This is a genomic window from Streptococcus caecimuris (assembly GCF_943193075.1).
GTDB classification, from domain to species: Bacteria; Bacillota; Bacilli; order Lactobacillales; family Streptococcaceae; genus Streptococcus; species Streptococcus caecimuris.
In genome coordinates, this window is the sequence record NZ_CALPCT010000017.1 from 17,589 (window position 1) to 38,837 (window position 21,249).

The following is a 21,249-nucleotide window of genomic DNA, read 5'->3' on the forward strand; positions in this document are numbered from 1 at the left end:
TTAGCCGACGCGTAGAGTCAATAGGAAGGACACAACGAAGGCCAAGATGGCGTAGGTTTCAACCATGGCCGCAAGGATAACCCCTTTCATCATGTCTTCAGGGCGTTTGGCCAAGATTTGCATCCCTGCTGTCGCTACATTTCCTTGGTGTTTGGCTGAGAAATAACCAACGATCGCAACTGGAAGAGCTGTAAAGAAGTATGCAACCCCTGTTTCAAGTGGCATATCTGGCTTAATTTGCAACCAGATCAAGATCCCGATAACGAAACCGTACAAACCTTGTGTACCTGGCAACAATTGCAAAATCAAGGCTTGGGCAAATTTTTCAGGTTGTTCTTTCAAGAGCGCTGCTGCTGCTTGACCCGTTTTACCAACCCCAAGGGCAGATCCCATTCCACTAAGTGCAACGGCGATCGCCACACCAAATGCTGCAAAGAAGGCGCCCCCATGGGCTGAAAAATATGATGCTAAAGATTCCATGAATATACTCCTATTTATTAAAGATAATACTTATTTTTTTGTTTTAATATAGCGTTCAGAAGGTTTGAGAGGACGAAATGGCTTGCCTCCTCCTTCGTAGAACTTACCGAAGAACTCCACAAAGATCAAACGGGCTCCATGCACATATCCTGACAAGAAGGACAGGAACATATTAATGGCATGGAGGACGATAAAGAGCAGAAGCCCTACCGTAAACCGTCCAAGCGGTGGGAAGAGATTGACAATGAGGTTGAAGGCCGAACCGATACTCGCTCCAGACAAGCCCAAGGCCATCAAACGAGTGAAGCTGACCAAGTCTCCAACATATCCACTAACATTGTAGAGGTTAAAGAGACCAGAAGCTAAGCCGGACAGCTTCTTGGCACTGACAATGGAAACAATCAAGATCCCAATGGCATTCAAAATAGCTAACCACTTGCCAATCGGGACTAAAATGCTCATTCCTGGCAAGATATTGCCTACAGCTAGAAGCATTAAACCAAGTAGGATCAAGACCCAAGCAAAGCCCGCATTATAGGCTTCCGTGTAGTCTTTGAGGCGAACATTTTTCATTCCCCCTAGGAAGAGGCCCACTAAGACAGTGACAAAACCAAAGACCACTGAGAGGATTAGGATGGTCATGGCGTTGCTGGTCGTACTGATCAAGGCAAAAGGCATCTCAAATCCAAAGAAAGAGCCATAGACCACACCCCAAAGGGCAACTGAAATTCCGAGAAGACTGAAGAAACGAAGGTTCTTGGCTGTACTAGGCTTGAGCTTGAAGGCTTTAAGGGCAAAGCCTGTCGCTACCGTTAGCAACAGTCCATAACCGATATCTGCGACCATCATGCCAAAGAAAACAAAGTAGAAGAGAGAAACGATCGGTGTCGGATCTTTCTCGTAATACTTAGGCAGGGCGTACATCTCTGTGACTAATTCAAAGGGCTCTACCAAGGCATTATTTCGCAACTGGATCGGAACGTCATCCCAATCTTTTTCCGTCACATCTCGCGTCTCTAGTAAGACCCGAGAACCAAAACCTTCTTGCAAGAAGTCTCGCAACGAGCCCACTTGGTATGTTTCAATCCAACCCTCTAGGGCTACCAAGCTTTGCGTGCTGGCAAGAAGCGACTTAGCTTCCTCACGAGCTCCCGAACTCAGCAAGTAATCCATCTGGTACTTGAGCTGGTCCAACTCCTTCTGGGAGTTTTGCAACTCTGCTAGGGTTGCTGCAACTACAGCTTCTTGCTCTTTGATTTCCCCTTCTAGGCGATCCAAGTAGGCGGCTGGGACCTGCTCTTCTTCATAGTCCAATTCTTTGAACCCATGATCTTCCAGAAGCTCCTGAACAGCTACACGATCTCCCGAGCGATACAAGATGACATAACCGTGTTCGGTTTCAGACGTAAAGACTTCTTCTAACTCCAGCTCAGGATGAGCTTTTAAAGAAGAACGAACGGCGTCTGTATCGCTATTCGGGATCGTCCCGATCAAGCCATGCACATAGTGAAAGGTAGCGAGGGCAGCTGGTGTCACCTCTAACGGTCGCCATTTTTCTAAGCGCTCTATCTCTGCCTTTGCATCCGCAATCTTCTGACGAGCCTTGTCTAACACGCGCAATTGGCGTTTCAACTTGGTCAATAGAAGATCCTCATCTCGAATCATCCCGTGGGCCTGCAAGTCATCAAAAGACAAGCTTAAGGGTTCTTCCTTTAGAGCTTGCAAAGCCTTCTTCTCAGGCATGTAGGGCTCTAGAGTCTGAATCATTTTTTCAACTTGTTCTTGACGTTTTTGCAGTTCTACCAAGGCTTGACGATTGTCCTCTGTCAAGGGTTGAGACAAGGTATTTGCCTCAAAGGCAGCCTGCCACTCTTCATGCTCACTGAGGTCATAAATCTGGATTTTTGCCTCAGACTGTAGCGCTAGTAGGAGACTGTCCAAGTCATCTTTGGGCAAGATGAGGGACAGTTTTTGCATCTGACTAACGGCCATAGCTTGCTACCACCTTTTCTACAATGGCTTCAACTAACCCAGCTCGCTTGTCGGTCATCGCCTGTTGTACCTTGGCATCATTGCGCGCAACCGTTTCTTCCAGATCTTTCGTTAAACGGACGAGTCTTTCCTGGGCGTTTTTTTCTGCCTCTGTGACCAATTGCTTGGTTTCCTCATCGTAATGCTGCGCCACTGTTGCAAGGCGATCGCGCGAATCCGTACGGACTTGCTCGACCTGATCTTCATAAGTAGCGATCACTCCCTGAGCAGCTTGCTCGATCTCTTGCATCATCTCGAGTGTTGCATTCGACATCGTCACACCTCCTTATTCAACTATTGTTCTTCCAACAACAGTACAATTATCTTAAATTATACCACAATTCATATCGTTTGTTCAGGCCCAACCGGGAATTTTCAGAAAATTTTGGACAGCCAGCAAGCCCCTACTGCCAAGATTGGTAGCGTTCTCTTCTTTTCGCATATCCTGTTCCTAGTTTCAGTATTTCTTGATTTCTTTTACTTGAATAAAGCGGTTACCCATGTTATAATGTGTAATATATTATAGGAGTATCCTGTTATTTCATCTCGTGAGAAAGGAGGATTGCTGTGAAACAAGATCAAGATTTACGCGCCATTATCGCCAGCCATGAAGCTGAGTTAACGGATATGGAACGCGACATTGCCCAATATTTTTTATCATCCGAAGCACGACAGCACTCCCTGTCCTCTTCTCGTGTAACGGAGTTACTCCATGTCTCAAAGGCAGCTTTGACGCGTTTCTCTCAAAAATGTGGTTTTTCCGGCTATCGGGAATTTGTCTATCACTTTAACGAAGAAACCAAAAATCAAAAACAGGTGCAAGAGCATGACGAGCTGACGCTGAGCGTCTTGCAACGCTACCACCATATCAGTAACGTCACTGAAAGTCTGGTAAAAGATTCCCAATTAGATCGGGTAGCTGAACTAATCGATCAAGTAGACCGAGTCTATTTCTTCGGGATCGGTAGTTCCGGTTTAGTTGCTCGAGAAATGAAATTGCGCTTTATGCGACTGGGCGTCGTTTGTGAAGCCTTGACTGATCAAGATGGCTTTGCTTGGACGACCAGTATTCTCGATTCCTCTTGTTTAGTCATCGGTTTCTCATTGTCAGGAGGCACCAACTCCATTACAGACAGTCTCCTGGACGCCAAAGAAAAAGGGGCTAAAACGGTTCTTGTGACGGCTAACCCGGCCGCCATCCACCAAGGATTCACAGAAGTGTTACCGGCCGCACCTCTTCCTAGTAGTACCTATATCGATCGAATTTCCGCAATTTTACCACTCCTCATTGTGGTCGATTTGATCTATGCTCATTTCCTTAATAAAAGCCGAGAACAAAAGGAAATTGTCTTTAATAGCTACTGGGAAAACAAAAAGCTTTCTAGTCAACGTTCTCGAAAATCCTAATATGGTCTCCCTATTTAAAAAGCATGAAAGATCAGGCTTTCTTCATCTTTCATGCTTTTTTTGATGAATCAAAAACAAGTCGCCAACGCGACTTGTTTTATGTTTCATGTTTTTGTCTAAAGTGATAGTAAGCCCCCAACATACCTGCGGCGTTTTGATGGTGGGCAAATTCCAAACGGATCTTATCTGCTAGGCTAGGAACCAATTCGGCACACAGGGCTTGATAGATTTTTGGCTTGAGGATGGCTTCCTGAGCCATAATCCCCCCTCCAAGAACGATGACCTCTGGATTGACCACATAGGCGATATTGGCCAGTCCTTTTCCGAGATAGGCCACCATCCGATCAATTCCAGCCATACAGATCTTATCTCCTTCAGTTGCCTGCTTGAAGATCCGGCGACCATTCCACTGTTCCACAGGATCACCATGATGTTCTGCCACATACTCGACCAAAGCCGTCGTTGAAGCTAGATCCTGAAAGGCACCGTCTGGCAAATGAAGATAGCCAACCTCACAGGCTGAATTGCTAAAACCATGAAAGACCTGACCATCAAGCAAGAGGCAACCGCCGATCCCTGTTCCAATCGTCAAGCAAACAGCATTGTTCGATCCTTTTGCATGGCCTGTGGTGACCTCTGCGAGACCGGCACAGTTAACATCATTTTCAATCTCGCAAGGGATCTGAAAGGTCTCTTCGATTTCCTTTTTGAATTGGGTGCCTGCATAGTTGGGAATTTGTGGGCCTGCATAAAAGATTTCTCCTTTATCAGGATCTACCATTCCGGCCGAAGAAATCGCAACCCCTGCCAAGGGATGCTTCTTCAAATAACGGGCTACGATTTCCTTTGTTGTGTTAAGAATGTGAGGTCCTCCTTTTTGGGCCTCCGTTGGCATTTCATGGGTCTCTAGGAGTTGCCCTTTTGCATCGGCTAGACCATACTTGATACTGGTCCCTCCGATATCAATTACAACATATGGATTCATCTAGACCTCCTTTGATTAAAGGAATCTGGCTTTTGTGTCCTGAATGAGTTGAGCAGCACGTTGAATCACTTCTTGATCCGCTTCTACTACTGGCGTCAAAGGGGAGCGAACAGATCCCAAGTCCAAACCTTCATTGATGCGCAAAACCGCTTTGATGACCGCATACATATTGCCATGAGCAGACGTCAAGACTCCAATAATGTCATTGATGGCAAACTGCAGGGCACGCGCAGTCTCCAAGTCTTTCTCAGCAATCAGCTGATTGAGCTTCAAGAAAAGTTCTGGCATCGCACCATAGGTGCCACCGATCCCAGCATGCGCTCCCATGAGACGGCCACCTAAGAATTGTTCATCCGGACCATTAAAGACAATGTGGTCGTCGCCTCCTAAAGAAGCAAAGGTTTGAATGTCCTGAACAGGCATCGAAGAATTTTTCACCCCAATCACCCGTGGATTTTTCAACATTTCCTTGTAAAGGCTCGGTGTCAAAGCGACCCCTGCCAATTGCGGGATATTATAGATGACAAAGTCTGTATTGGGTGCGGCTGCACTGATTTCATTCCAGTAGTGGGCAACACTATATTCTGGCAAGCGGAAATAGATCGGCGGAATGGCCGCAATGGCATCCACTCCTAGTTCTTCCGCATGTCGTGCCAATTCTACGCTATCCTTGGTGTTGTTGCAGGCTACGTGAGCAATGATGGTCAATTTCCCTTTAGCTACTGCCATCACTTCTTCTAGAATCAGCTTGCGATCGGCCACGCTCTGGTAGATACATTCGCCAGAGGATCCGTTGACATACAAGCCCTGCACACCTTTCGCGATAAAATATTCTACCAGCGCACGTACCCGCTCCGGGCTAATTTCTCCTTGGTCATCATAGCAGGCGTAAAAAGCGGGGATGACTCCTTCATATTTTTTTAAATCTGACATTTTTTCTCCTTTTGTCACTAATAAATTCATTTTATTCTTGATACTGGGCGAAAATCTTTTCCATTAATCCAACTTGTGCAAAAGCTAAGCTTGAAAAGCCGAACAAGAAAAAGATCATAAGTCCCAATAGGAAAGCTAAAACTGAGCTTGCAAGAGCCATACATAGAAGCAAGAGAGCACTTCCCATGACAAAGAACCAAGGAAAATGTAAGCCTGTCACAATCATAGCTTTTTGCAAACACTCTTTCCAATCCAACTGGTAGCGAGCCGCAATCGGATAAGCAGCCAATAAGATCAACACAAGAAAGAGAAAGAGGCCTAAACAAATGGTTTTCAAAGCTTGGAAAGCTAGGGAAGTTTGCCCCCAAAATAAGAATAAATCAAAGAGACAAATACCTGCAACAATCAGTTCTAAACTTCCTAGTTGCAAGCCTATTTTCCAATTGTCCCGAAAAGCCTTCGCATAACTACGAATCACCGGAACTCGACGCTGGTGCTTAATGGCAAATAAGGTCTGATACAAACTAATTTTCGCAATTCCAATCGTGAGAACTGGTAAACAACTTAGCACAAATAAAAGATTAACAGTTACCAAGTCGAGGACCTTCTCACTGATACGCATCACTACATTGTCCGTGTTAAAAACGGTTTTGATCAATCCTGCTCCCTTAGATGACATAGGCACTCCTTTCTAACGTGATCAATCGATCGCAATTTTAAATAGATATTTTTTCACGATATCTTCTTGCCCTGCATAGCCATTGGGCTGGTGAGGCTCCCCTGGAAAGAAAATCGCAAAATTATGATAGCCTAGATGAAGCGGATAAGACTCCTGGCAATGGACAAAACCGATGTCCGATGCTTCATCAAATGCGAGCGCCTCACCTGTCACACGAGATCCATAACTCGAAAACTCATGCCCTTCTACTAATAGATGCAAATCGGCATATCTTTTGTGGTGTTCAAAGCGATCATTTTCTGCTTTGTTGAGGGCATTTTCTTGAACGACGAGAAAGACCTTATCCCCATCAATATCGTATCTCCCCAATTCAAAAGAATCCTTCCGATGCTCATAGAGAAAATCAATGGCCTGATCCAGATTGGGGTGGATTCCTTTGTAAAAGGTGATGTTTTTTAAATCATCAAATATCATATTCTCATCCTTTCGATACTTCTCAGCTTAGAAAACCGATCTGTACACAACTATCGTTTGTCCAAGCGGACGACTTATCCTTTGACCGCTCCCATGGTAATCCCTTGTGTGAAGGATTTTTGGAAAACGAGGAAGACCGTAACGATTGGCACTGCAGCTAGGGCTGCCCCAGCCATGATCAAGCCATAGTTGGTGGCCATTTCAGCCTGCATGGTTGCTACCCCTAAGGAAATGGTCAAGTTTTGCCGAGAGGTCAGCATTACCAATTGCATAAAGTAGTCGTTCCAGGTGTTGATAAAGGTAAAGATGGCAAGGGCTGCAAATCCCGGTTTGACAATTGGGAAGGCAACGCTCCAGAAAGTTCGCAACTCTCCACAACCATCGATCTTAGCAGATTCTAAGAGTTCTGTTGGGATGTTTTCACTAAATTGCTTCATCAAGAAGACCCCGAATGGCCATCCAACCAATGGTAGAATAACCGCTGCAAGGGTATCATGGATCCCCATAAAGTTGATAATGCGTACCAATGGAACTAAGACAACTTGTTTCGGAAGAGCCATAGCAGCAATGAAGATGGCAAAGAGAATTCGTTGCCCATAGAAGCGTTTCTTAGCCAAGACATAACCTGCCAAGGAAGAGGTCATACACACCAAAAGCATAGTTGCAAGGGAGATGAAGACACTATTCCACAACCATTGTAGGGCTGGGTTTTGTACCATCAACTGTTGGAAGTTTTCCATGGTTGGTGTCTTTGGCCACCATTGAGGTGGGATCATAATGGTATCTGGTTGAGACTTAAAGGCCCCTGTCAAAATCCAATAAAATGGGAAAATGAACAAGACTGTCAAAAGGAGCAAAATGATCGTTGAAATCACTGTAAAGGCAGTGATGGGTTTCTTTTGTGTTGGTTTCATCTGAGGCTCCTTTCTTTAGTATTCTACGTCGTTTCCGAGGATCTTGAATTGCGCAAAACTGATAATGGCAATCATCACCGCAAGGAAGACACCCATGGTGTTGGCATAACCGTATTCAGAGAGTTTAAAGGCTTTTTCATAGAGGTAGTACATAAGGGTACTCGTTGAGTAGTTAGGACCACCGGATGTCAACAATTGGATCAAGGCGAAACATTGGAAAGAGTTAATGGTCGTAATGATGGCAATGTACAAGGTTGTTGGCAACAAGCTTGGCCATTTGATTTTCCAGAAAACTTGAAATTCTGTCGCACCATCCACACGCGCTGCTTCTACGAGAGAATTATCAATATTTCCCATAGCTGCGATGTAGAGGATGATCGGTTGACCAACAGAGGTGGTCAACAAGATGATAATGATGGCCATCAAAGCCCAGTGCTTGTCCCCCAACCAAGAAATGTTTTGGTTGATGACATGTCCAGATTTCAATACAAAGTTCAAAATCCCTGATAGTGGATCATAGATCCATTTCCATACAACCGTTACCGCTACACTCCCTGTAACAACTGGAAGGAAGAAGACGAAACGATAGAAGGAACGCGCAATCGCATTTTGATGGTAGGTCTGAGAAGCCACAAACAAGGAGAACAATACGACGATCGGAACTGATCCGATAACGATGATGACGGTATTGATCAAGGACTTCACAAAGACCTTATCCGCAAACATGCGGGAATAATTTTCTAAACCGACAAACTTAAAGGATGTCATAGAATAGTTGAAGAAACTTGTCACAAAGCCCATGATCATGGGGGCTAGGACAAAGACCGTAAAGAAGATTAAAATGGGTGCTAGGAATGCGTAGGAAACGAGCGTCTCCCTCATTCGGATTTTGTTCACCTTCACAGTAAGGCACCTCCTGATGTTCTTTTTCTATTTTTTCCTTGATTCCTATGTGGAACGGATGGCACTGCCCCTTCCTACATATGATAATTAGGAGAGCGAAAACACGAAGGCCCCCTCTTTCAATCTACACATGGAGATAAGAAATCGAGGGGGCCTATGCTTTCTTATTTCTATGAAAGGATCATTTGAGTTTCATAGATGATCTATTTTTTCTTGATCGTTTCGTTTGCTTTTTCAGTAAAGGTCTTCAAAGCTGGTTCTGCTTTTTCATCCCCGTTTGAAACAGATTGCAACATTGGGAACCATAGGGTCCGCATTTCTGCAAAACCGTCGATTGTGTTGTAGTATGGTGAGTAGTATTTTGTCCAAGTGCTGATAGTTTCCATCCGTTTGTCATCGTACAACTTACCAAATGAACTACGAACTGGGAAAGCTCCTGTACGCACAACATCTTTTGGACCCCATTCTTTGTCGTCTGCGATGAACTGTACAAATTTCTTAGCAGCAGCAATTTTCTTTTCATCTTTATTATTGAAGACAGCAAATCCATTGACAAGGTATTCCAATTTTGGCTTACCTGAGTCAGATGGGAATGGCACTTCTACTACTTCGACCTTACTTGCATCCAACAATTTAGCTTGGATACCGTTTTGTGAAGGCGCCCACAAGATAGTGTAAGAAGTTTGACCATTCGCAAAGTTTTGGATGTCTGCTCCACCATCGAATTGAGAACCATTCATCATCAAGCCGTCATCGATCCATTTAGAAGCTTTTTCCAAACCTTTGACAAATTTTGGATCATCTGTTGTATACTTGGTTACTTTTTCATCAGTAACAGAACCGCCATAAAGGTTGGCAATGAAGGCACGAGTTCCTTGGTCTCCACCTTGACCATTACTGAAGAGTGATCCTGGTGTATAACCTTTGTCTTTCAAAGCTTTCAATACTTTTTCAAAGTCGTCTGTTGTCCAGCCTTCTTTGACAAGATCCAACACGCCTGCATCTTTGAGCATCTTCTTATTCATCGCCATGTAGAATGGTGCTGAACTAATTGGATACATGTAAGCTGTGTCGCCTGCCTTGCTGGCTTGGATGATATTTTCATTATTGACATCTTTGACAAAATCTTCTGTAAAGAGATCGTTCAAATCAGCCAATTTTCCATTTTTACCATACTGAATGATCCGTCCAGGTGCATCAAAGAGCACATCTGGAGCAGTTCCTGCTTCAATAGCCGTTGTGATTTTTTCAGGGCCAGACTTGAAGTCGATGGTTTCTAGTTTAACTTTGATATCTGGATTGGCTTTTTCGAAGGCTTCGATAATAGTTTTTTCATAGGTTCCTACGCCATCATCAGCTTTCTCTTGAGTAAAGACTGGGAAGGCCCACCAGGTAATTTCTGTTTTACCTGAATTTCCACTAGAAGATTCTGTTTTTGAACCTCCGCCAGATCCACAAGCTGCGAGTGCTAGAAGAGCTGCACCAGCTACCAACGAGCACAATACTTTTTTCATTTTCATGTGATTTCTCCTCACAATTTACGGTAAGATTACTCTTACAGGGGGTTATCCTCAATGAGGACGCCTATTCTTGTTCATGTTTCAGATTCGACTACTCTCTATTCGGTCTCCTCCTCCTTCAATCTACTGTTTTGTTTTCTCATTTTAAGGCTGCGACGAAGCGCTCTGTAATCTCTTTTGGTCGGGTAATGGCGCCACCTACAACGATGCTGCGAACACCGAGATCATGGATTTTCTTGGCCTGATCAGGGTAGTGGATCTTGCCTTCTGCGATGACATCCACTCCTGCTTGGCAGAGACGATGAATCAGTTCAAAATCTGGACCATCAACCTTTGGACTGTAGTCCGTATAGCCCGAAAGGGTCGTTCCGACAAAGTCCACTCCCGCTTCGACAGCTGTCAATCCTTCTTCCAGAGTAGAGATATCAGCCATCAAGAGTTGGTCTGGATATTTCTCTTTGACTTGATGGATAAAGTCACTAATCGAAAACCCATCATGACGCGGACGTTTGGTACAATCAAGCGCAATGACCGCGATATCCAAAGCTGCCAACTCATCGACTTCTTTCATAGTAGCCGTGATAAAGGGTTCTTCAGGTGGGTAATCACGTTTGATAATCCCAATGATCGGTAACTTGGTCACTTCCTTGATTTCCTTGATATCTCGGACACTATTGGCTCGGATTCCGACAGCTCCACCCTGCTCAGCCGCTTTGACTAAGAGAGGAATAACTCCTCCTGCTTCTGTATAGAGCGGTTCATGAGGGAGGGCTTGACAAGAAACAATGATGCCGTCTTTGATTTGTTCAATCAGTTCATCTTTTGTAATCTTTGACATAACTCCTTCTCCTTTGATAATAAGGCAACTCGAGTACTTGTAAATTGATTATAATCTATTTTTAAAGCGCTTACAATATTAATCGTGCAATTGGATTATAGTTTCACATTTAGGGGAAAATAAAAAGATCTCTGAAACTAGTTTCAGAGATCTAGGACATGGTGATTCCCTAGGTCATCTTTTGAGTCGCTTTTTCCTTTACGACAAATACAAAGCCGATAGAGCCGACGACGGCTCCAAGCAAGATCCAATAGACCATATCCGATGAAGCCATTGGGCCTGCCAAGAGACCTGCTAGTAAAGAGAGCTCGATATACAGTCGGGTATCGCGATAGAAGGTCCAATTGAAATGGTAGCTACCTTCTGGATACTGACGTGTCGATACAGCCGGTTGAAAGACCTGAAGAAGGATCAAAATCCCAACAAAAGCAAGATAAGCCAGGCTAACTACCGAAAGAGGAGCCTGCATCGTTAAAGCTACAGTCGCTAAAAGCAAGACCAAGATCCAGAAATGGAAGTCCATCCAGAATTCACGATGATAACAAAAACGTTTCATAAGATCACACCTTTCTCTTTATGTAATCGTTTTCTGTACTTATATTATAAGACAACAAATTTATTTTGCAAGGAATCATTGGCTTTTGGGGGTTGAAAATAGGACCAGAATATCTCTGGTCCGTCTAAAAAAACTATGAACAAATATTAGTTGCCACTTCATTCACTGATATCATTTTCGATAATGACTTTGAGTGCGTTGTTTTCACCCGCATGTTTAAAGACATCATAGGCTTTTTCAACTTCTGAGAGTTTGAAGTGGTGGGTGATGAGCTTGATCCAGCAGTTGCAGATTGCCTGCAGATACATAGGTTGCAGCTTTCATAAGCGACTCCTTTTTTGTTGGTTTGATAAAACCATTTTATTTTCGTTTCTTTGTGAATATTATAACATACTAAGTAAGCGCTTGCAAGAATTTATAGGCACATTTTTAAAAGTTTTCGAGCAAACAAAAACATTCCTCTTATCTCTACCAGAGGAATGTTTCAATCACCTTGTTCTAATTGTTGACGCTGCTTATAGTACTCTTGCTGTTCGCGCTCACGCTCTTCTTCTAAACGCTCTTCATAGCGCTTGAGTTCTGCCTCAAACTCTTCTTGCAAGGCAAATAAACGCTCCAAGCCACTTTGGGCCTCCGCACTTGGCGCTTGAAAATGAAGGGCACTTAGCCAGTCCACTAAATTTTCTGTATGTTGGCGGACATCCATACGCATATCCGCATAATCCCACTCCAGCTCGCTTAGCTTTTGATTGAAGCGGTAATGTCGATCTTCTAGTTGTTCTAATTCACTATTTCCTGAATGGTACATCACATACCTCCTTTAATCGGACTCAATAAAATCGGCTTCTTCACTGCTTTCAGTGCTGTTTCTACCGCGTCCGCTGCTCCTCCTGTAAATCCATCTTTCAAATCACTAACTAGGGTCGTTGTGGCAAAAGAGCGCATCTTTTCGGATTGACCGCCCAAGGTTACCTGCAAACTCATCCCTTCCAACATCATCAAGGCTTTCTGCGTTGCAATCAAACTTCTGATCGCAATCCGCTCTTGCTCCTTTTTAATCTCTCGATGGAGCTCCTCAATTCGTTCTCTGTCCTCTCCCAGGATCTCTAACATCTTTTTCTCCTACTTATGAAAAATCAAAGGCCGTCGCTTGTCCCTTGTCCAAGTCCACCAATTGAGCTGATGCAGCCTCCAGCTGACCTGCCAAATCTGACAAGCGAGTGGAGTAGGCCTTTGCTTGGGCGAGGTTTTCCGCCTCTACTGCTTGGTCCCAACAAGTATCCATGGAGAACTCTCCTAATAGTTGCTCCACTTCTGCGTCTGTTAAAAATTGGGCCATGCTGTGGGCCATTTGAGACACCTCAGCGACCTTATGAGAAACTGTCTCCTTAGCCTCTTCAAGCTTATCCTTGACTTCTGCCTCAAAGACAGTTGCTTGCGCTGAAGCATTCTGCGCTACTGCCAGCACCAATTCCTCCCGCAATTGAATGGTCTGGGTCCCAGACGCGCTCGCTAGTTGCCGATGGAGGCTAGAAACGCTTGGCCTTTCCTGCCCATACATGGAGACCACCGAAGCAGATGATGGCTGATTTTCTGAAGTGGAAGTTTCCCGATCTCGTTGGGGCATTTTAATAATTTTCTGTGCCTGATCTTGTCTTCCTTGCACGTCACCTTCTAACTCCATTTGAGATGGCCTCCTTTCTTGGATTTGTTTTTTCGTTTCCTATAACTGAAAAAGGATCATAACCCTTCAGCTACAGGCAGATTCACACACTATAGGGTAACATAAAATAGCTCGGAATGCTATAAAAATAACACAATTTCTGAAAAAAAGTCTAATTTTTTATGAAAAAACGATTTTTGGACCCAAATAGCAAAAATCCCCCACTCTTTCGAGTGGGGGTAGCTGATAAACATCAGTTGTTCCTTGGCGTCTTATTTACGACGTCCTGGACGTTCCTTGTAACCATAGTAAGCATCTTCGATGATTTCTTGCATATGGTCTACCATTGGAAGACGTGGGTTAGCTGGTGAACATTGATCTTCATAAGCAAGGAAGGCCAATTCACGAGAATGTTTCTTCCATTCTTTTTCATCGATGCCTTGTGCTTTGAAGTTCATTTCGATACCACAGCGTTCACCGAGTTCGTATACAGCTTTTGCGTAAGCTTCAACGGCTTCTTCTGGAGTAGAGCATGGAAGTCCTAGCATACGAGCGATATCTTGGTATTTTTCATCTGCACGGTAGTAGTTGTACTTAGGCCATGTAGCTGTCTTAGCTGGGCGTGTACCGTTGTAGCGGATAACGTATGGAAGCAAGATGGCATTGGTCCGTCCGTGGATGGTGTGGAATTGCGCACCGATCTTGTGGGCCATTGAGTGAGAAATACCGAGGAAGGCATTGGCGAAGGCCATACCTGCGATGGTTGACGCATTGTGCATCTTTTCGCGTGAATGGAAGTCCGCATTCTTGACTGAGCTTTCCAAGTTTTCAAAGACAAGTTTAATAGCTTGAAGAGCAAGACCATCTGTGAAGTCGCTAGCCATTTGTGATACGTAAGCTTCTGTCGCGTGCGTCAAGACGTCCATACCAGTGTCTGCTGCAACAGATCCTGGAACTGTCAATACCAAGGCAGGGTCTACGATGGCAACTGTTGGAGTCAATGAGTAGTCTGCGATTGGGTATTTACGGTTGTTTGCTTTATCAGAGATAACGGCAAATGGAGTTACTTCAGATCCTGTACCAGATGTTGTTGGGATCGCAATAAATTTAGTCTTCTTACCAAGCAATGGGAACTTGAAGGCACGTTTACGGATATCCATGAATTTTTGTACCAAGTCACGGAAGTCCACTTCTGGTTGTTCGTAGAAGAGCCACATAACTTTGGCCGCATCCATTGGTGATCCACCACCGAGAGCAATGATCGTATCTGGTTTGAAGGCACGCATGATCTCTGTACCACGTTCAACAGTTGTGATATCTGGATCTGGTTCTACGTCTGCAAAGATTTGGTAAACCACCTTGTTGCGACGAAGGTCAAGCTGTTCGATGATACGATCAAGGAAACCAAGCTCTACCATAGCGTGGTCTGTAACGATCATGACACGTTCAACGTCACGACATTTTTGTAGGTATTCAATTGAATCACGTTCAAAGTATGTTTTTGAAGGAAGTTTCATCCATTGCATGTTATTTCTCCGGCGTCCGACTTTTTTGATATTCAAGAGGTTGATGGCACTAACGTTGTCCCCAACAGAGTTGCGTCCGTAAGAACCACATCCAAGTGTTAATGATGGCAAGAAGGCATTGTAAACATCCCCGATACCACCGAAAGTCGAAGGAGAGTTGCAGATCACACGAATAGCTTTAACTGCTTTACCAAATTCTTTGGTCAATTCTTCATCAGCAGTATGGATGGCTGCTGAGTGACCAAGACCGTTGAATTCAACCATTTGGCGAGCTTTGTTAATTCCGTCTTCACGGCTTTCAGATTTCAAAACAGCGATGACTGGTGACAATTTTTCACGAGTCAACGGTTCTTTTTCACCAACTTCTTTACATTCTGCCGCAAGGATATTGGTTCCTTCTGGTACAGTGAAGCCAGCTTGTTCAGCGATCCATGCTGCTGGTTTCCCAACGATGTCCGCATTCAATTTCGCACCCGCGCAGTTCTTGCTGTTGGCTTTTACGCCGAAGCAGAACTCTTCAAGAAGGGCTTTTTCTTTTTTGTTAACAAAGTAAGTGTGGTAAGATTTGAATTCTTCAACAAACTCATCGTAGATTTCTTTATCGATGATGACCGCTTGTTCAGACGCACAGACCATACCGTTGTCAAATGATTTAGACATGACGATATCGTGTGCTGCTTGGCGGATGTTGGCTGATTTTTCAACGTAAGCAGGCACGTTTCCGGCACCAACCCCAAGAGCTGGCTTCCCACATGAGTATGCTGCTTTAACCATGGCGTTACCACCGGTCGCAAGGATAGTCGCAACTCCTTCGTGGTTCATAAGGGCACTGGTTGCTTCCATAGAAGGTTGGGTAATCCATTGCACACAGTTCTCAGGTGCTCCAGCTGCAATTGCTGCATCGCGGACGATTTGTGCCGCATGAGCAGATGATTCTTGAGCAGATGGGTGGAAGGCAAAGACAATAGGGTTCCGTGTCTTCAAGGAAATCAATGCTTTAAAGATTGCTGTTGAAGTTGGGTTGGTTGTAGGTGTGATTCCGCAGACAACTCCGACTGGCTCAGCAATCAGGGTCAAACCAGTGACGTCATCTTCTGAAATGACACCAACTGTTTTCGTGTGACGCATGTTATTTACTACGTGTTCACAAGCGAACAAGTTCTTCGTCGCCTTGTCTTCAAAGACTCCACGACCAGTTTCTTCATAGGCATGAAGAGCGAGCTCACCGTGAGCGTCAAGAGCCGCCACAGATGCTTTCGCCACAATGTAGTCTACTTGCTCCTGATCCAATTTGCGCATTTCTTCAAGCGCCACCAGCGCTTTTTGCACCAACTCGTCTACGTGTTTTTCAGCAGCGAGTTTCTTTTCTTCAGGTGAGAGAGTTTTTTTATCAGCCATTTGATGCTTTCCTCCAATGTTTGAAACCCTTATCCTTTTCTAGAACTTTTTCATGTTTTCTGAAATTTTCAAGAATAGTGTAAGAAATTTCGATTTGTTAATTATTTCACAATATAATTGTACTCTATTTTGAGATTTTTGTAAACACTTCCAAGCAACTTTCACAAAGATTTTTTTGAAGTTTGTGAAATTTTTATCAATCTTATTGATGTGAAAGCAATTGTCTAGCAAAATTGTGAAAAAATAATTAAAAAAATTTTTTCTTCACAAAGAGATGTTTTCAATTGATTTTTGTAAGCGTTTTCTTAATCTTACTAAAATAAGCAGCTTTTTACAAGTAAAAAGTTGCTTTTTGTTTTATTTTGTTAGGATTTGTTTTGTTTCAGTTTCAGAGAAGCATTGTTACTTCTTGACCGGACCTTTTTCGGCCTTATCAAGGGCTTCTTTGACTGTTTGAGCATAGAGTTCCCCACCATTGGTTTCCATATTGAAGTGAACAGAGTCTGTTCCCACCCAAATGTTTGGATTTTCAATTGCTACTTGGTACCAGTCCGCAATCGTGATAAAGTCGTATTTCTTAGCTAGTTCCAACTCATAAAGACGCGTTTGAACCGATTCACTGGACTGATCGTTGGCATAGCGCCCATCATATGGTGTCACAAGGATCAAGCGACGGCCTTTTGGAAGTTTCTCAACATACTGATCCAGCAATTCTTTGTAGTTGCTTACAGTATTGGTTCCTAGGGCAATGACCACATTTTTTAGGAGAACTTTATTGGAGATATCGGTCTCAAAGACCTTCATTCCATTTTCCAACTGACGGCTCACCACTGCATCGATCTGGATGCCAGGGATGGCTTTAGTCAGGTAGTCCTGCGCTCGCAAGTTAACGGAATCACCGATCATGGTCACACCATTTGAGACGTTATAGTCTGTTGCCGTCGCATTATCCACTTGCGTCCGTGTGACCTGCATTTTGCTGTCTGCTTGATTGAGCCCACTCACTACCAAACTCTCATCAAAAGCTCCAACGGTTGGTGCAAAGGCGGAGATTCCAATCATCAAGAGAGCCAGAGGAATCATGAGGTAAAAGATCGGCTTGGTCAAAAAACTGAGATCCATCTTCATGCCGAAGACACGAGGTTCCTTGCCTGCAATAGTTGGCTCCAAAATATAGAAGGACAGAGCCGTTAGAATCAAGGAAACGATCGTCGTCACAAGGGCTGCCATCATATTTCCCAAATGTTGAGAGAAGATGATAAAGAAAGGCCAGTGGAAAAGATAGACACCATAACTAGTATCTGCCAAGAAATTGAGAATGGCTGGTTCTTTTTTATCTGGCGTCTTTTCATGGAGAATGCGGGCCGACAGAATCATGGCACAAGCTGCGATTGTCGCTGCTAAAAAGCCAAACAGATAGGTCCACAAGCTATCAAATGGCAAGAAAAGACTGAGCACAAACAAGAAGGCAAAGCTTCCACCCAAGACCGATAAGGTCTTTTTCATGCTCCAAGACTGCACCAACTTTGTAAAGTTCGGGCTGACATTAGCAATCCCTGTTACCGTTGCTAGACATGATCCCGCAAAGAAGGGGAAGATGTGAGTGAAGCTAGAAAAATAGATAGTGGAGAAATTAGCTGTCAGAAAGGCGCGGATGAACATAGACAAGAAGGTGAAGAGAAAGAGTCCGCTGGACGCCAGGAAGAGCATGCCTCGGTATTTCCCAACTGTCTTAGCCCGCTTAGCCAAGAACCATGCCAAAAGTGCCCAGAGCACATAGTAATGCACTTCTAGAGCCAAACTCCAGGTATGAAGGAAGAGATGTGGAATGAAGTTACTTTCGTAACTACCACCCGTTGCCATCTCAAAGAAATTGGTCACAAAACCGAAGACCGCCGCAATCTGAGTCCCAATACCAGCCACGTAGTCCCGTTGGACCATAAAGGTAAAGGGCATCACGACCAAGACCATAAAGACAAGGGGTGGTACGATCCGGTAAAAGCGCCGTTTCAAGAATGCCAGGTAGTCGATTCCTTGCTTGCGCGCAAATTCATCGATCAAGAGCGCTGTAATCAAAAATCCTGAGAAGGTGAAGAAAATATCTACCCCAATAAAGCCTCCAGGAAAGGCTTTTTGGAAGAAATGGTAAAGCAATACCAATAAGAGTCCTGTAACACGGACTAGTGAAAACCATTTAATGCGCATTTTGATAAATCCCCTGCTTGAATGTTCCTTTGTATACGACGTTGGCTTCTGTGGTTAAGGTGCCTTTGCCCTCCGGCTGGCCATTAACAAACTGCCCTTCATAGGTCCAGCCATCCTTGGACTTAAACTTACCATAGCCACTAAAAGAGCCGTTGACGAGGTTACCTGTATAGGTATCCCCATTTTTAAAGGTGACGGTTCCCTTGCCATTCATCTTGCCACGGACCAAACTTCCGTCGTAACGGATCGCCCCCTTGTCCAAGGTCAAGACGCCCTGACCTGGAATGGCTGAAAGGAAAACCAGCAAAGCAGATAGAATAATCACGACTAATGCTGCTATTTCTAAATTTTTTCGCGTCAGATAGACCTTATAGGTCTCATAAAATTCTTTCATATTCTGTATTCTCTCACATATCAAACTCTTAAAAAGTTGCTAACTGATCTAACCAAGCCTTACAGCCGCTCAGGACTCTGGAATAGGTCTCTTCAAAATCACCGGTATACCACGGATCTGGCACACTTTCAGCAGCAAAAAGATGAATCTTGTGTTCTGTTCCTGCAGGAGCCATTTGCTTCAGATCTGCTACATTGTTTTCGTCCATCCCTAGGATCAAATCAAAGTTGTAAAAATCCTCTTCCTTGATCTGTAAGGACGTCTTAGCTGGATCATATGGGACCTGGTGTTGTTGAAAGATTTTCCGGGTTCCCTGATGGATGGGATTGCCATGTTCCCAGCTCGAGGTGGCCCGACTTTCAATCTCATACTGATCCGTCAAGTCCTTCATGACAAACTCCGCCATGGGGCTCCGACAAATATTTCCTAAGCAGACAAAGACGATTTTTTTCATGATTCCACCTAACTCCTTGTTCGGACTGCCCAACCTAGCTGAGCTCTTGGCTTTCCACTATGGAAAACCAGCATACTATTACCATTATAACAAAAATGTGACAGAAAGATGACAAAGGGACTCCATCATTTTAAAGAAAAATCAGATTCCTTTTTCAAATCTGATCTGTTTCTCTATTTTGGAAAACGAACCTCTAATGGAGGCCATTTACTCTGCCAATCCTTCTTTTTCATCCGCTCTGTATAAACCGCTAAACGCTCTGGGCTGGCTAAAAAATGCGGAGTTGGCTGAACGATGAAGTCTTCGATATCCTTTGTCCCATAAGGGAGAAAGAGCTCTAGCTGACCATCTTTTCTTAAGCGAACTGCAAGTGCCGTACACTGCTCGGGGTATTTGGAAACCGCATCACAGGCACTGCGATAAGGAGCCGTCCCCGGACTATGCTGGTGCATGTAGACTTGATTCTTCACTTCCCAAGCGTACTGGGGATAGGTCTTCTTTAATTCCTGCTCGATCTGCAGAGTCTCCTCATAGCTGATCGCAGGGTCATAAAAGACCAGATCCATATCGGTTGTCGCATCAAACCCTGGTTTTCCAGAGAGCCGGTTCCAGATGAAATTTCGCACCGCGCCCGCCACTAACCAGGCATCTGCCAAGTTGAGATCTCGAATAATGGCCAAGACTTTCATCATCTCCTGATCCGCTTGGATCTGTTCTACGATCGCTTTTTCCGTCAGCATCTTCTTCTAATCTCCATTGTAGGGATAACCCAGGTGTTCATAGGCCTTGCGGGTCGCCACGCGCCCTGTCCGGGTCCGCATGATAAAACCTTTCTGAATCAAGTAAGGCTCATACATATCTTCTACGGTCTCGCGCTCTTCGGCAATATTGACCGATAGGGTCCCAAGACCAACCGGGCCACCGCCATACATCTCAATCATGGTGCGCAGGATCTTTTGATCGACATAGTCCAGCCCTTCATGGTCCACATCTAGCATAGAGAGGGCCTTGTCCGTAATGGTGTTATCAATCAAGCCATCGCCCATAATCTGAGCAAAATCGCGCACCCGTTTAAGCAAACGGTTGGCAATCCGAGGAGTCCCCCGACTACGAAGAGAAAGCTCTTCGGCAGCTTCGTGGGTAATCTCCATCTCAAAGATTTCGGCGGTCCGCTCGACAATCTCTGTCAGATCATCTTGCTCATAGTATTCCATGTGCCCCGTAATTCCAAAACGAGCGCGCAAGGGATTGGACAGCATACCAGCTCGAGTCGTCGCCCCAATCAGAGTGAAGGGAGGAAGATCCAGATGAACACTCCGGCTGGTCTCGCCAGCACCAATCATGATATCGATGTAAAAATCTTCCATGGCGCTGTAAAGCACTTCTTCGACTGACATAGGCAGACGGTGGATTTCATCGATAAAGAGGACATCGCCCGGCTCTAGATCATTGAGGATAGCTACCAAGTCACCAGCCTTTTCAATGACAGGACCAGAAGTCTGCTTGAGATTGACACCCAGTTCATTGGCAATGACAAAGGCCATGGTGGTTTTCCCCAGTCCCGGAGGGCCAAAAAGAAGGACATGATCCAGCGCTTCATCCCGAAGCTTAGCTGCCTCGATAAAGATTTTCAGCTGGTCCTTGACCTTATCTTGACCGATATATTCATGTAAATATTGCGGGCGCAACGTCCGTTCAACGGCCTCTTCATCGCCCATGATTTCATTGTCTAAAATTCTACTCATACAGTCTATTATAGCAAAAAATGATACCTTCGGTACCATAAATAGAATGTGTTTTTTAAAGATCCTGGTTCTCACTAGCGTTCGTTAGAATAAGTTGAACAGTTGCCCTCATCGCCAACCTTTCTTTTTATTATACAGTCCCTT

At 44.5% G+C, this 21,249-nt stretch carries 22 protein-coding genes and 1 pseudogene; 1 reads left to right on the forward strand and 22 read right to left on the reverse strand.

What is annotated here, in order from left to right; genetic code table 11:
* Genes NFR56_RS07480 through NFR56_RS07490 form a run of 3 tightly spaced genes read right to left on the reverse strand, consistent with a single transcriptional unit; the run spans position 1 to position 2,785 of the window.
* The gene (locus NFR56_RS07480) at positions 1-480 is read right to left on the reverse strand and encodes a V-type ATP synthase subunit K (protein WP_003009435.1); all 480 of its coding nucleotides are present in this window, start codon (positions 478-480) and stop codon (positions 1-3) included.
* Positions 481-510: 30 nt separating this feature from the next.
* Positions 511-2,472 carry a V-type ATP synthase subunit I gene (locus NFR56_RS07485; RefSeq protein WP_251458485.1) on the reverse strand — a complete coding sequence of 654 codons (1,962 nt, stop codon included), beginning with the start codon at positions 2,470-2,472 and terminating at the stop codon, positions 511-513.
* Positions 2,462-2,785 carry a hypothetical protein gene (locus tag NFR56_RS07490; protein ID WP_049523811.1) on the reverse strand — a complete coding sequence of 108 codons (324 nt, stop codon included), beginning with the start codon at positions 2,783-2,785 and terminating at the stop codon, positions 2,462-2,464. Before NFR56_RS07490 ends, NFR56_RS07485 begins: the two co-directional genes overlap by 11 nt.
* A gap of 293 nt (positions 2,786-3,078) precedes the next feature.
* Between NFR56_RS07490 and NFR56_RS07495 the strand changes: the two genes are divergently transcribed.
* Positions 3,079-3,918, forward strand: coding sequence for a MurR/RpiR family transcriptional regulator (locus tag NFR56_RS07495; protein WP_070586617.1), 840 nt, complete (start codon positions 3,079-3,081; stop codon positions 3,916-3,918).
* Between the two features lie 97 nt (positions 3,919-4,015).
* Here NFR56_RS07495 and NFR56_RS07500 read toward each other — a convergent pair whose 3' ends face one another.
* The 19 genes and pseudogenes from NFR56_RS07500 to ruvB form a co-directional block, all read right to left on the reverse strand.
* Positions 4,016-4,903, reverse strand: a complete 888-nt coding sequence (locus NFR56_RS07500) for an ROK family protein (RefSeq protein ID WP_070586618.1) — start codon at positions 4,901-4,903, stop codon at positions 4,016-4,018.
* 15 nt (positions 4,904-4,918) lie between these two features.
* On the reverse strand, positions 4,919-5,836 hold the full coding sequence (locus NFR56_RS07505) for a dihydrodipicolinate synthase family protein (protein ID WP_037608222.1): 918 nt from the start codon (positions 5,834-5,836) through the stop codon (positions 4,919-4,921).
* A gap of 31 nt (positions 5,837-5,867) precedes the next feature.
* Complete coding sequence (locus NFR56_RS07510; protein ID WP_003009419.1) at positions 5,868-6,515, reverse strand: DUF624 domain-containing protein; 648 nt, start codon at positions 6,513-6,515, stop codon at positions 5,868-5,870.
* A gap of 21 nt (positions 6,516-6,536) precedes the next feature.
* Complete coding sequence (locus tag NFR56_RS07515) at positions 6,537-6,989, reverse strand: NanQ anomerase/TabA/YiaL family protein (RefSeq protein ID WP_134974812.1); 453 nt, start codon at positions 6,987-6,989, stop codon at positions 6,537-6,539.
* Positions 6,990-7,063: 74 nt separating this feature from the next.
* Entirely contained in the window at positions 7,064-7,903 is an 840-nt protein-coding gene (locus NFR56_RS07520; protein WP_003002334.1) for a carbohydrate ABC transporter permease, read from the reverse strand.
* Positions 7,904-7,918: 15 nt separating this feature from the next.
* Complete coding sequence (locus NFR56_RS07525) at positions 7,919-8,806, reverse strand: carbohydrate ABC transporter permease (protein ID WP_003009412.1); 888 nt, start codon at positions 8,804-8,806, stop codon at positions 7,919-7,921.
* A gap of 203 nt (positions 8,807-9,009) precedes the next feature.
* The gene (locus NFR56_RS07530; RefSeq protein ID WP_070586621.1) at positions 9,010-10,326 is read right to left on the reverse strand and encodes an ABC transporter substrate-binding protein; all 1,317 of its coding nucleotides are present in this window, start codon (positions 10,324-10,326) and stop codon (positions 9,010-9,012) included.
* Positions 10,327-10,465: 139 nt separating this feature from the next.
* A complete protein-coding gene (locus NFR56_RS07535) occupies positions 10,466-11,164 on the reverse strand; it encodes an N-acetylmannosamine-6-phosphate 2-epimerase (RefSeq protein WP_251458488.1) in 699 nt (232 codons plus the stop codon).
* Between the two features lie 169 nt (positions 11,165-11,333).
* Positions 11,334-11,720 carry an ABC transporter permease gene (locus tag NFR56_RS07540; RefSeq protein WP_134974810.1) on the reverse strand — a complete coding sequence of 129 codons (387 nt, stop codon included), beginning with the start codon at positions 11,718-11,720 and terminating at the stop codon, positions 11,334-11,336.
* Positions 11,721-11,878: 158 nt separating this feature from the next.
* Positions 11,879-11,995 (reverse strand): annotated as a pseudogene (locus NFR56_RS07545) (alcohol dehydrogenase); the annotation flags it as partial.
* Between the two features lie 209 nt (positions 11,996-12,204).
* Positions 12,205-12,528 (reverse strand): hypothetical protein, encoded by a 324-nt coding sequence (locus tag NFR56_RS07550; RefSeq protein ID WP_003009394.1) that lies wholly within the window; start codon positions 12,526-12,528, stop codon positions 12,205-12,207.
* On the reverse strand, positions 12,528-12,833 hold the full coding sequence (locus tag NFR56_RS07555) for a hypothetical protein (protein ID WP_049472664.1): 306 nt from the start codon (positions 12,831-12,833) through the stop codon (positions 12,528-12,530). The genes NFR56_RS07550 and NFR56_RS07555 overlap by 1 nt, the downstream gene beginning before the upstream one ends.
* Before the next feature lie 13 nt (positions 12,834-12,846).
* Positions 12,847-13,404, reverse strand: coding sequence for a hypothetical protein (locus NFR56_RS07560; RefSeq protein ID WP_134974809.1), 558 nt, complete (start codon positions 13,402-13,404; stop codon positions 12,847-12,849).
* Between the two features lie 251 nt (positions 13,405-13,655).
* Positions 13,656-16,307 carry a bifunctional acetaldehyde-CoA/alcohol dehydrogenase gene (gene adhE / locus NFR56_RS07565; RefSeq protein WP_134974808.1) on the reverse strand — a complete coding sequence of 884 codons (2,652 nt, stop codon included), beginning with the start codon at positions 16,305-16,307 and terminating at the stop codon, positions 13,656-13,658.
* A gap of 402 nt (positions 16,308-16,709) precedes the next feature.
* Complete coding sequence (locus tag NFR56_RS07570; RefSeq protein ID WP_023920066.1) at positions 16,710-18,512, reverse strand: acyltransferase family protein; 1,803 nt, start codon at positions 18,510-18,512, stop codon at positions 16,710-16,712.
* Positions 18,502-18,906 (reverse strand): MORN repeat-containing protein, encoded by a 405-nt coding sequence (locus NFR56_RS07575; RefSeq protein ID WP_070586627.1) that lies wholly within the window; start codon positions 18,904-18,906, stop codon positions 18,502-18,504. The genes NFR56_RS07570 and NFR56_RS07575 overlap by 11 nt, the downstream gene beginning before the upstream one ends.
* 28 nt (positions 18,907-18,934) lie before the next feature.
* Complete coding sequence (locus tag NFR56_RS07580; protein WP_134974815.1) at positions 18,935-19,360, reverse strand: low molecular weight protein-tyrosine-phosphatase; 426 nt, start codon at positions 19,358-19,360, stop codon at positions 18,935-18,937.
* Between the two features lie 173 nt (positions 19,361-19,533).
* The gene (locus tag NFR56_RS07585; protein ID WP_134974816.1) at positions 19,534-20,100 is read right to left on the reverse strand and encodes a nucleotidyltransferase family protein; all 567 of its coding nucleotides are present in this window, start codon (positions 20,098-20,100) and stop codon (positions 19,534-19,536) included.
* 6 nt (positions 20,101-20,106) lie between these two features.
* Positions 20,107-21,105 (reverse strand): Holliday junction branch migration DNA helicase RuvB, encoded by a 999-nt coding sequence (gene ruvB, locus NFR56_RS07590; protein ID WP_134974817.1) that lies wholly within the window; start codon positions 21,103-21,105, stop codon positions 20,107-20,109.
* Positions 21,106-21,249: the final 144 nt, after the last annotated feature.

Bases quoted from the DNA above. Each gene is read 5' to 3' on its own strand.
- NFR56_RS07480 (WP_003009435.1), bottom strand. From the start codon at position 480: ATGGAATCTTTAGCATCATATTTTTCAGCCCATGGGGGCGCCTTCTTT.
- NFR56_RS07485 (WP_251458485.1), bottom strand. From the start codon at position 2,472: ATGGCCGTTAGTCAGATGCAAAAACTGTCCCTCATCTTGCCCAAAGAT.
- NFR56_RS07490 (WP_049523811.1), bottom strand. From the start codon at position 2,785: ATGTCGAATGCAACACTCGAGATGATGCAAGAGATCGAGCAAGCTGCT.
- NFR56_RS07500 (WP_070586618.1), bottom strand. From the start codon at position 4,903: ATGAATCCATATGTTGTAATTGATATCGGAGGGACCAGTATCAAGTAT.
- NFR56_RS07505 (WP_037608222.1), bottom strand. From the start codon at position 5,836: ATGTCAGATTTAAAAAAATATGAAGGAGTCATCCCCGCTTTTTACGCC.
- NFR56_RS07510 (WP_003009419.1), bottom strand. From the start codon at position 6,515: ATGTCATCTAAGGGAGCAGGATTGATCAAAACCGTTTTTAACACGGAC.
- NFR56_RS07515 (WP_134974812.1), bottom strand. From the start codon at position 6,989: ATGATATTTGATGATTTAAAAAACATCACCTTTTACAAAGGAATCCAC.
- NFR56_RS07520 (WP_003002334.1), bottom strand. From the start codon at position 7,903: ATGAAACCAACACAAAAGAAACCCATCACTGCCTTTACAGTGATTTCA.
- NFR56_RS07530 (WP_070586621.1), bottom strand. From the start codon at position 10,326: ATGAAAATGAAAAAAGTATTGTGCTCGTTGGTAGCTGGTGCAGCTCTT.
- NFR56_RS07535 (WP_251458488.1), bottom strand. From the start codon at position 11,164: ATGTCAAAGATTACAAAAGATGAACTGATTGAACAAATCAAAGACGGC.
- NFR56_RS07540 (WP_134974810.1), bottom strand. From the start codon at position 11,720: ATGAAACGTTTTTGTTATCATCGTGAATTCTGGATGGACTTCCATTTC.
- NFR56_RS07550 (WP_003009394.1), bottom strand. From the start codon at position 12,528: ATGTACCATTCAGGAAATAGTGAATTAGAACAACTAGAAGATCGACAT.
- NFR56_RS07555 (WP_049472664.1), bottom strand. From the start codon at position 12,833: ATGTTAGAGATCCTGGGAGAGGACAGAGAACGAATTGAGGAGCTCCAT.
- NFR56_RS07560 (WP_134974809.1), bottom strand. From the start codon at position 13,404: ATGGAGTTAGAAGGTGACGTGCAAGGAAGACAAGATCAGGCACAGAAA.
- adhE (WP_134974808.1), bottom strand. From the start codon at position 16,307: ATGGCTGATAAAAAAACTCTCTCACCTGAAGAAAAGAAACTCGCTGCT.
- NFR56_RS07570 (WP_023920066.1), bottom strand. From the start codon at position 18,512: ATGCGCATTAAATGGTTTTCACTAGTCCGTGTTACAGGACTCTTATTG.
- NFR56_RS07575 (WP_070586627.1), bottom strand. From the start codon at position 18,906: ATGAAAGAATTTTATGAGACCTATAAGGTCTATCTGACGCGAAAAAAT.
- NFR56_RS07580 (WP_134974815.1), bottom strand. From the start codon at position 19,360: ATGAAAAAAATCGTCTTTGTCTGCTTAGGAAATATTTGTCGGAGCCCC.
- NFR56_RS07585 (WP_134974816.1), bottom strand. From the start codon at position 20,100: ATGCTGACGGAAAAAGCGATCGTAGAACAGATCCAAGCGGATCAGGAG.
- ruvB (WP_134974817.1), bottom strand. From the start codon at position 21,105: ATGAGTAGAATTTTAGACAATGAAATCATGGGCGATGAAGAGGCCGTT.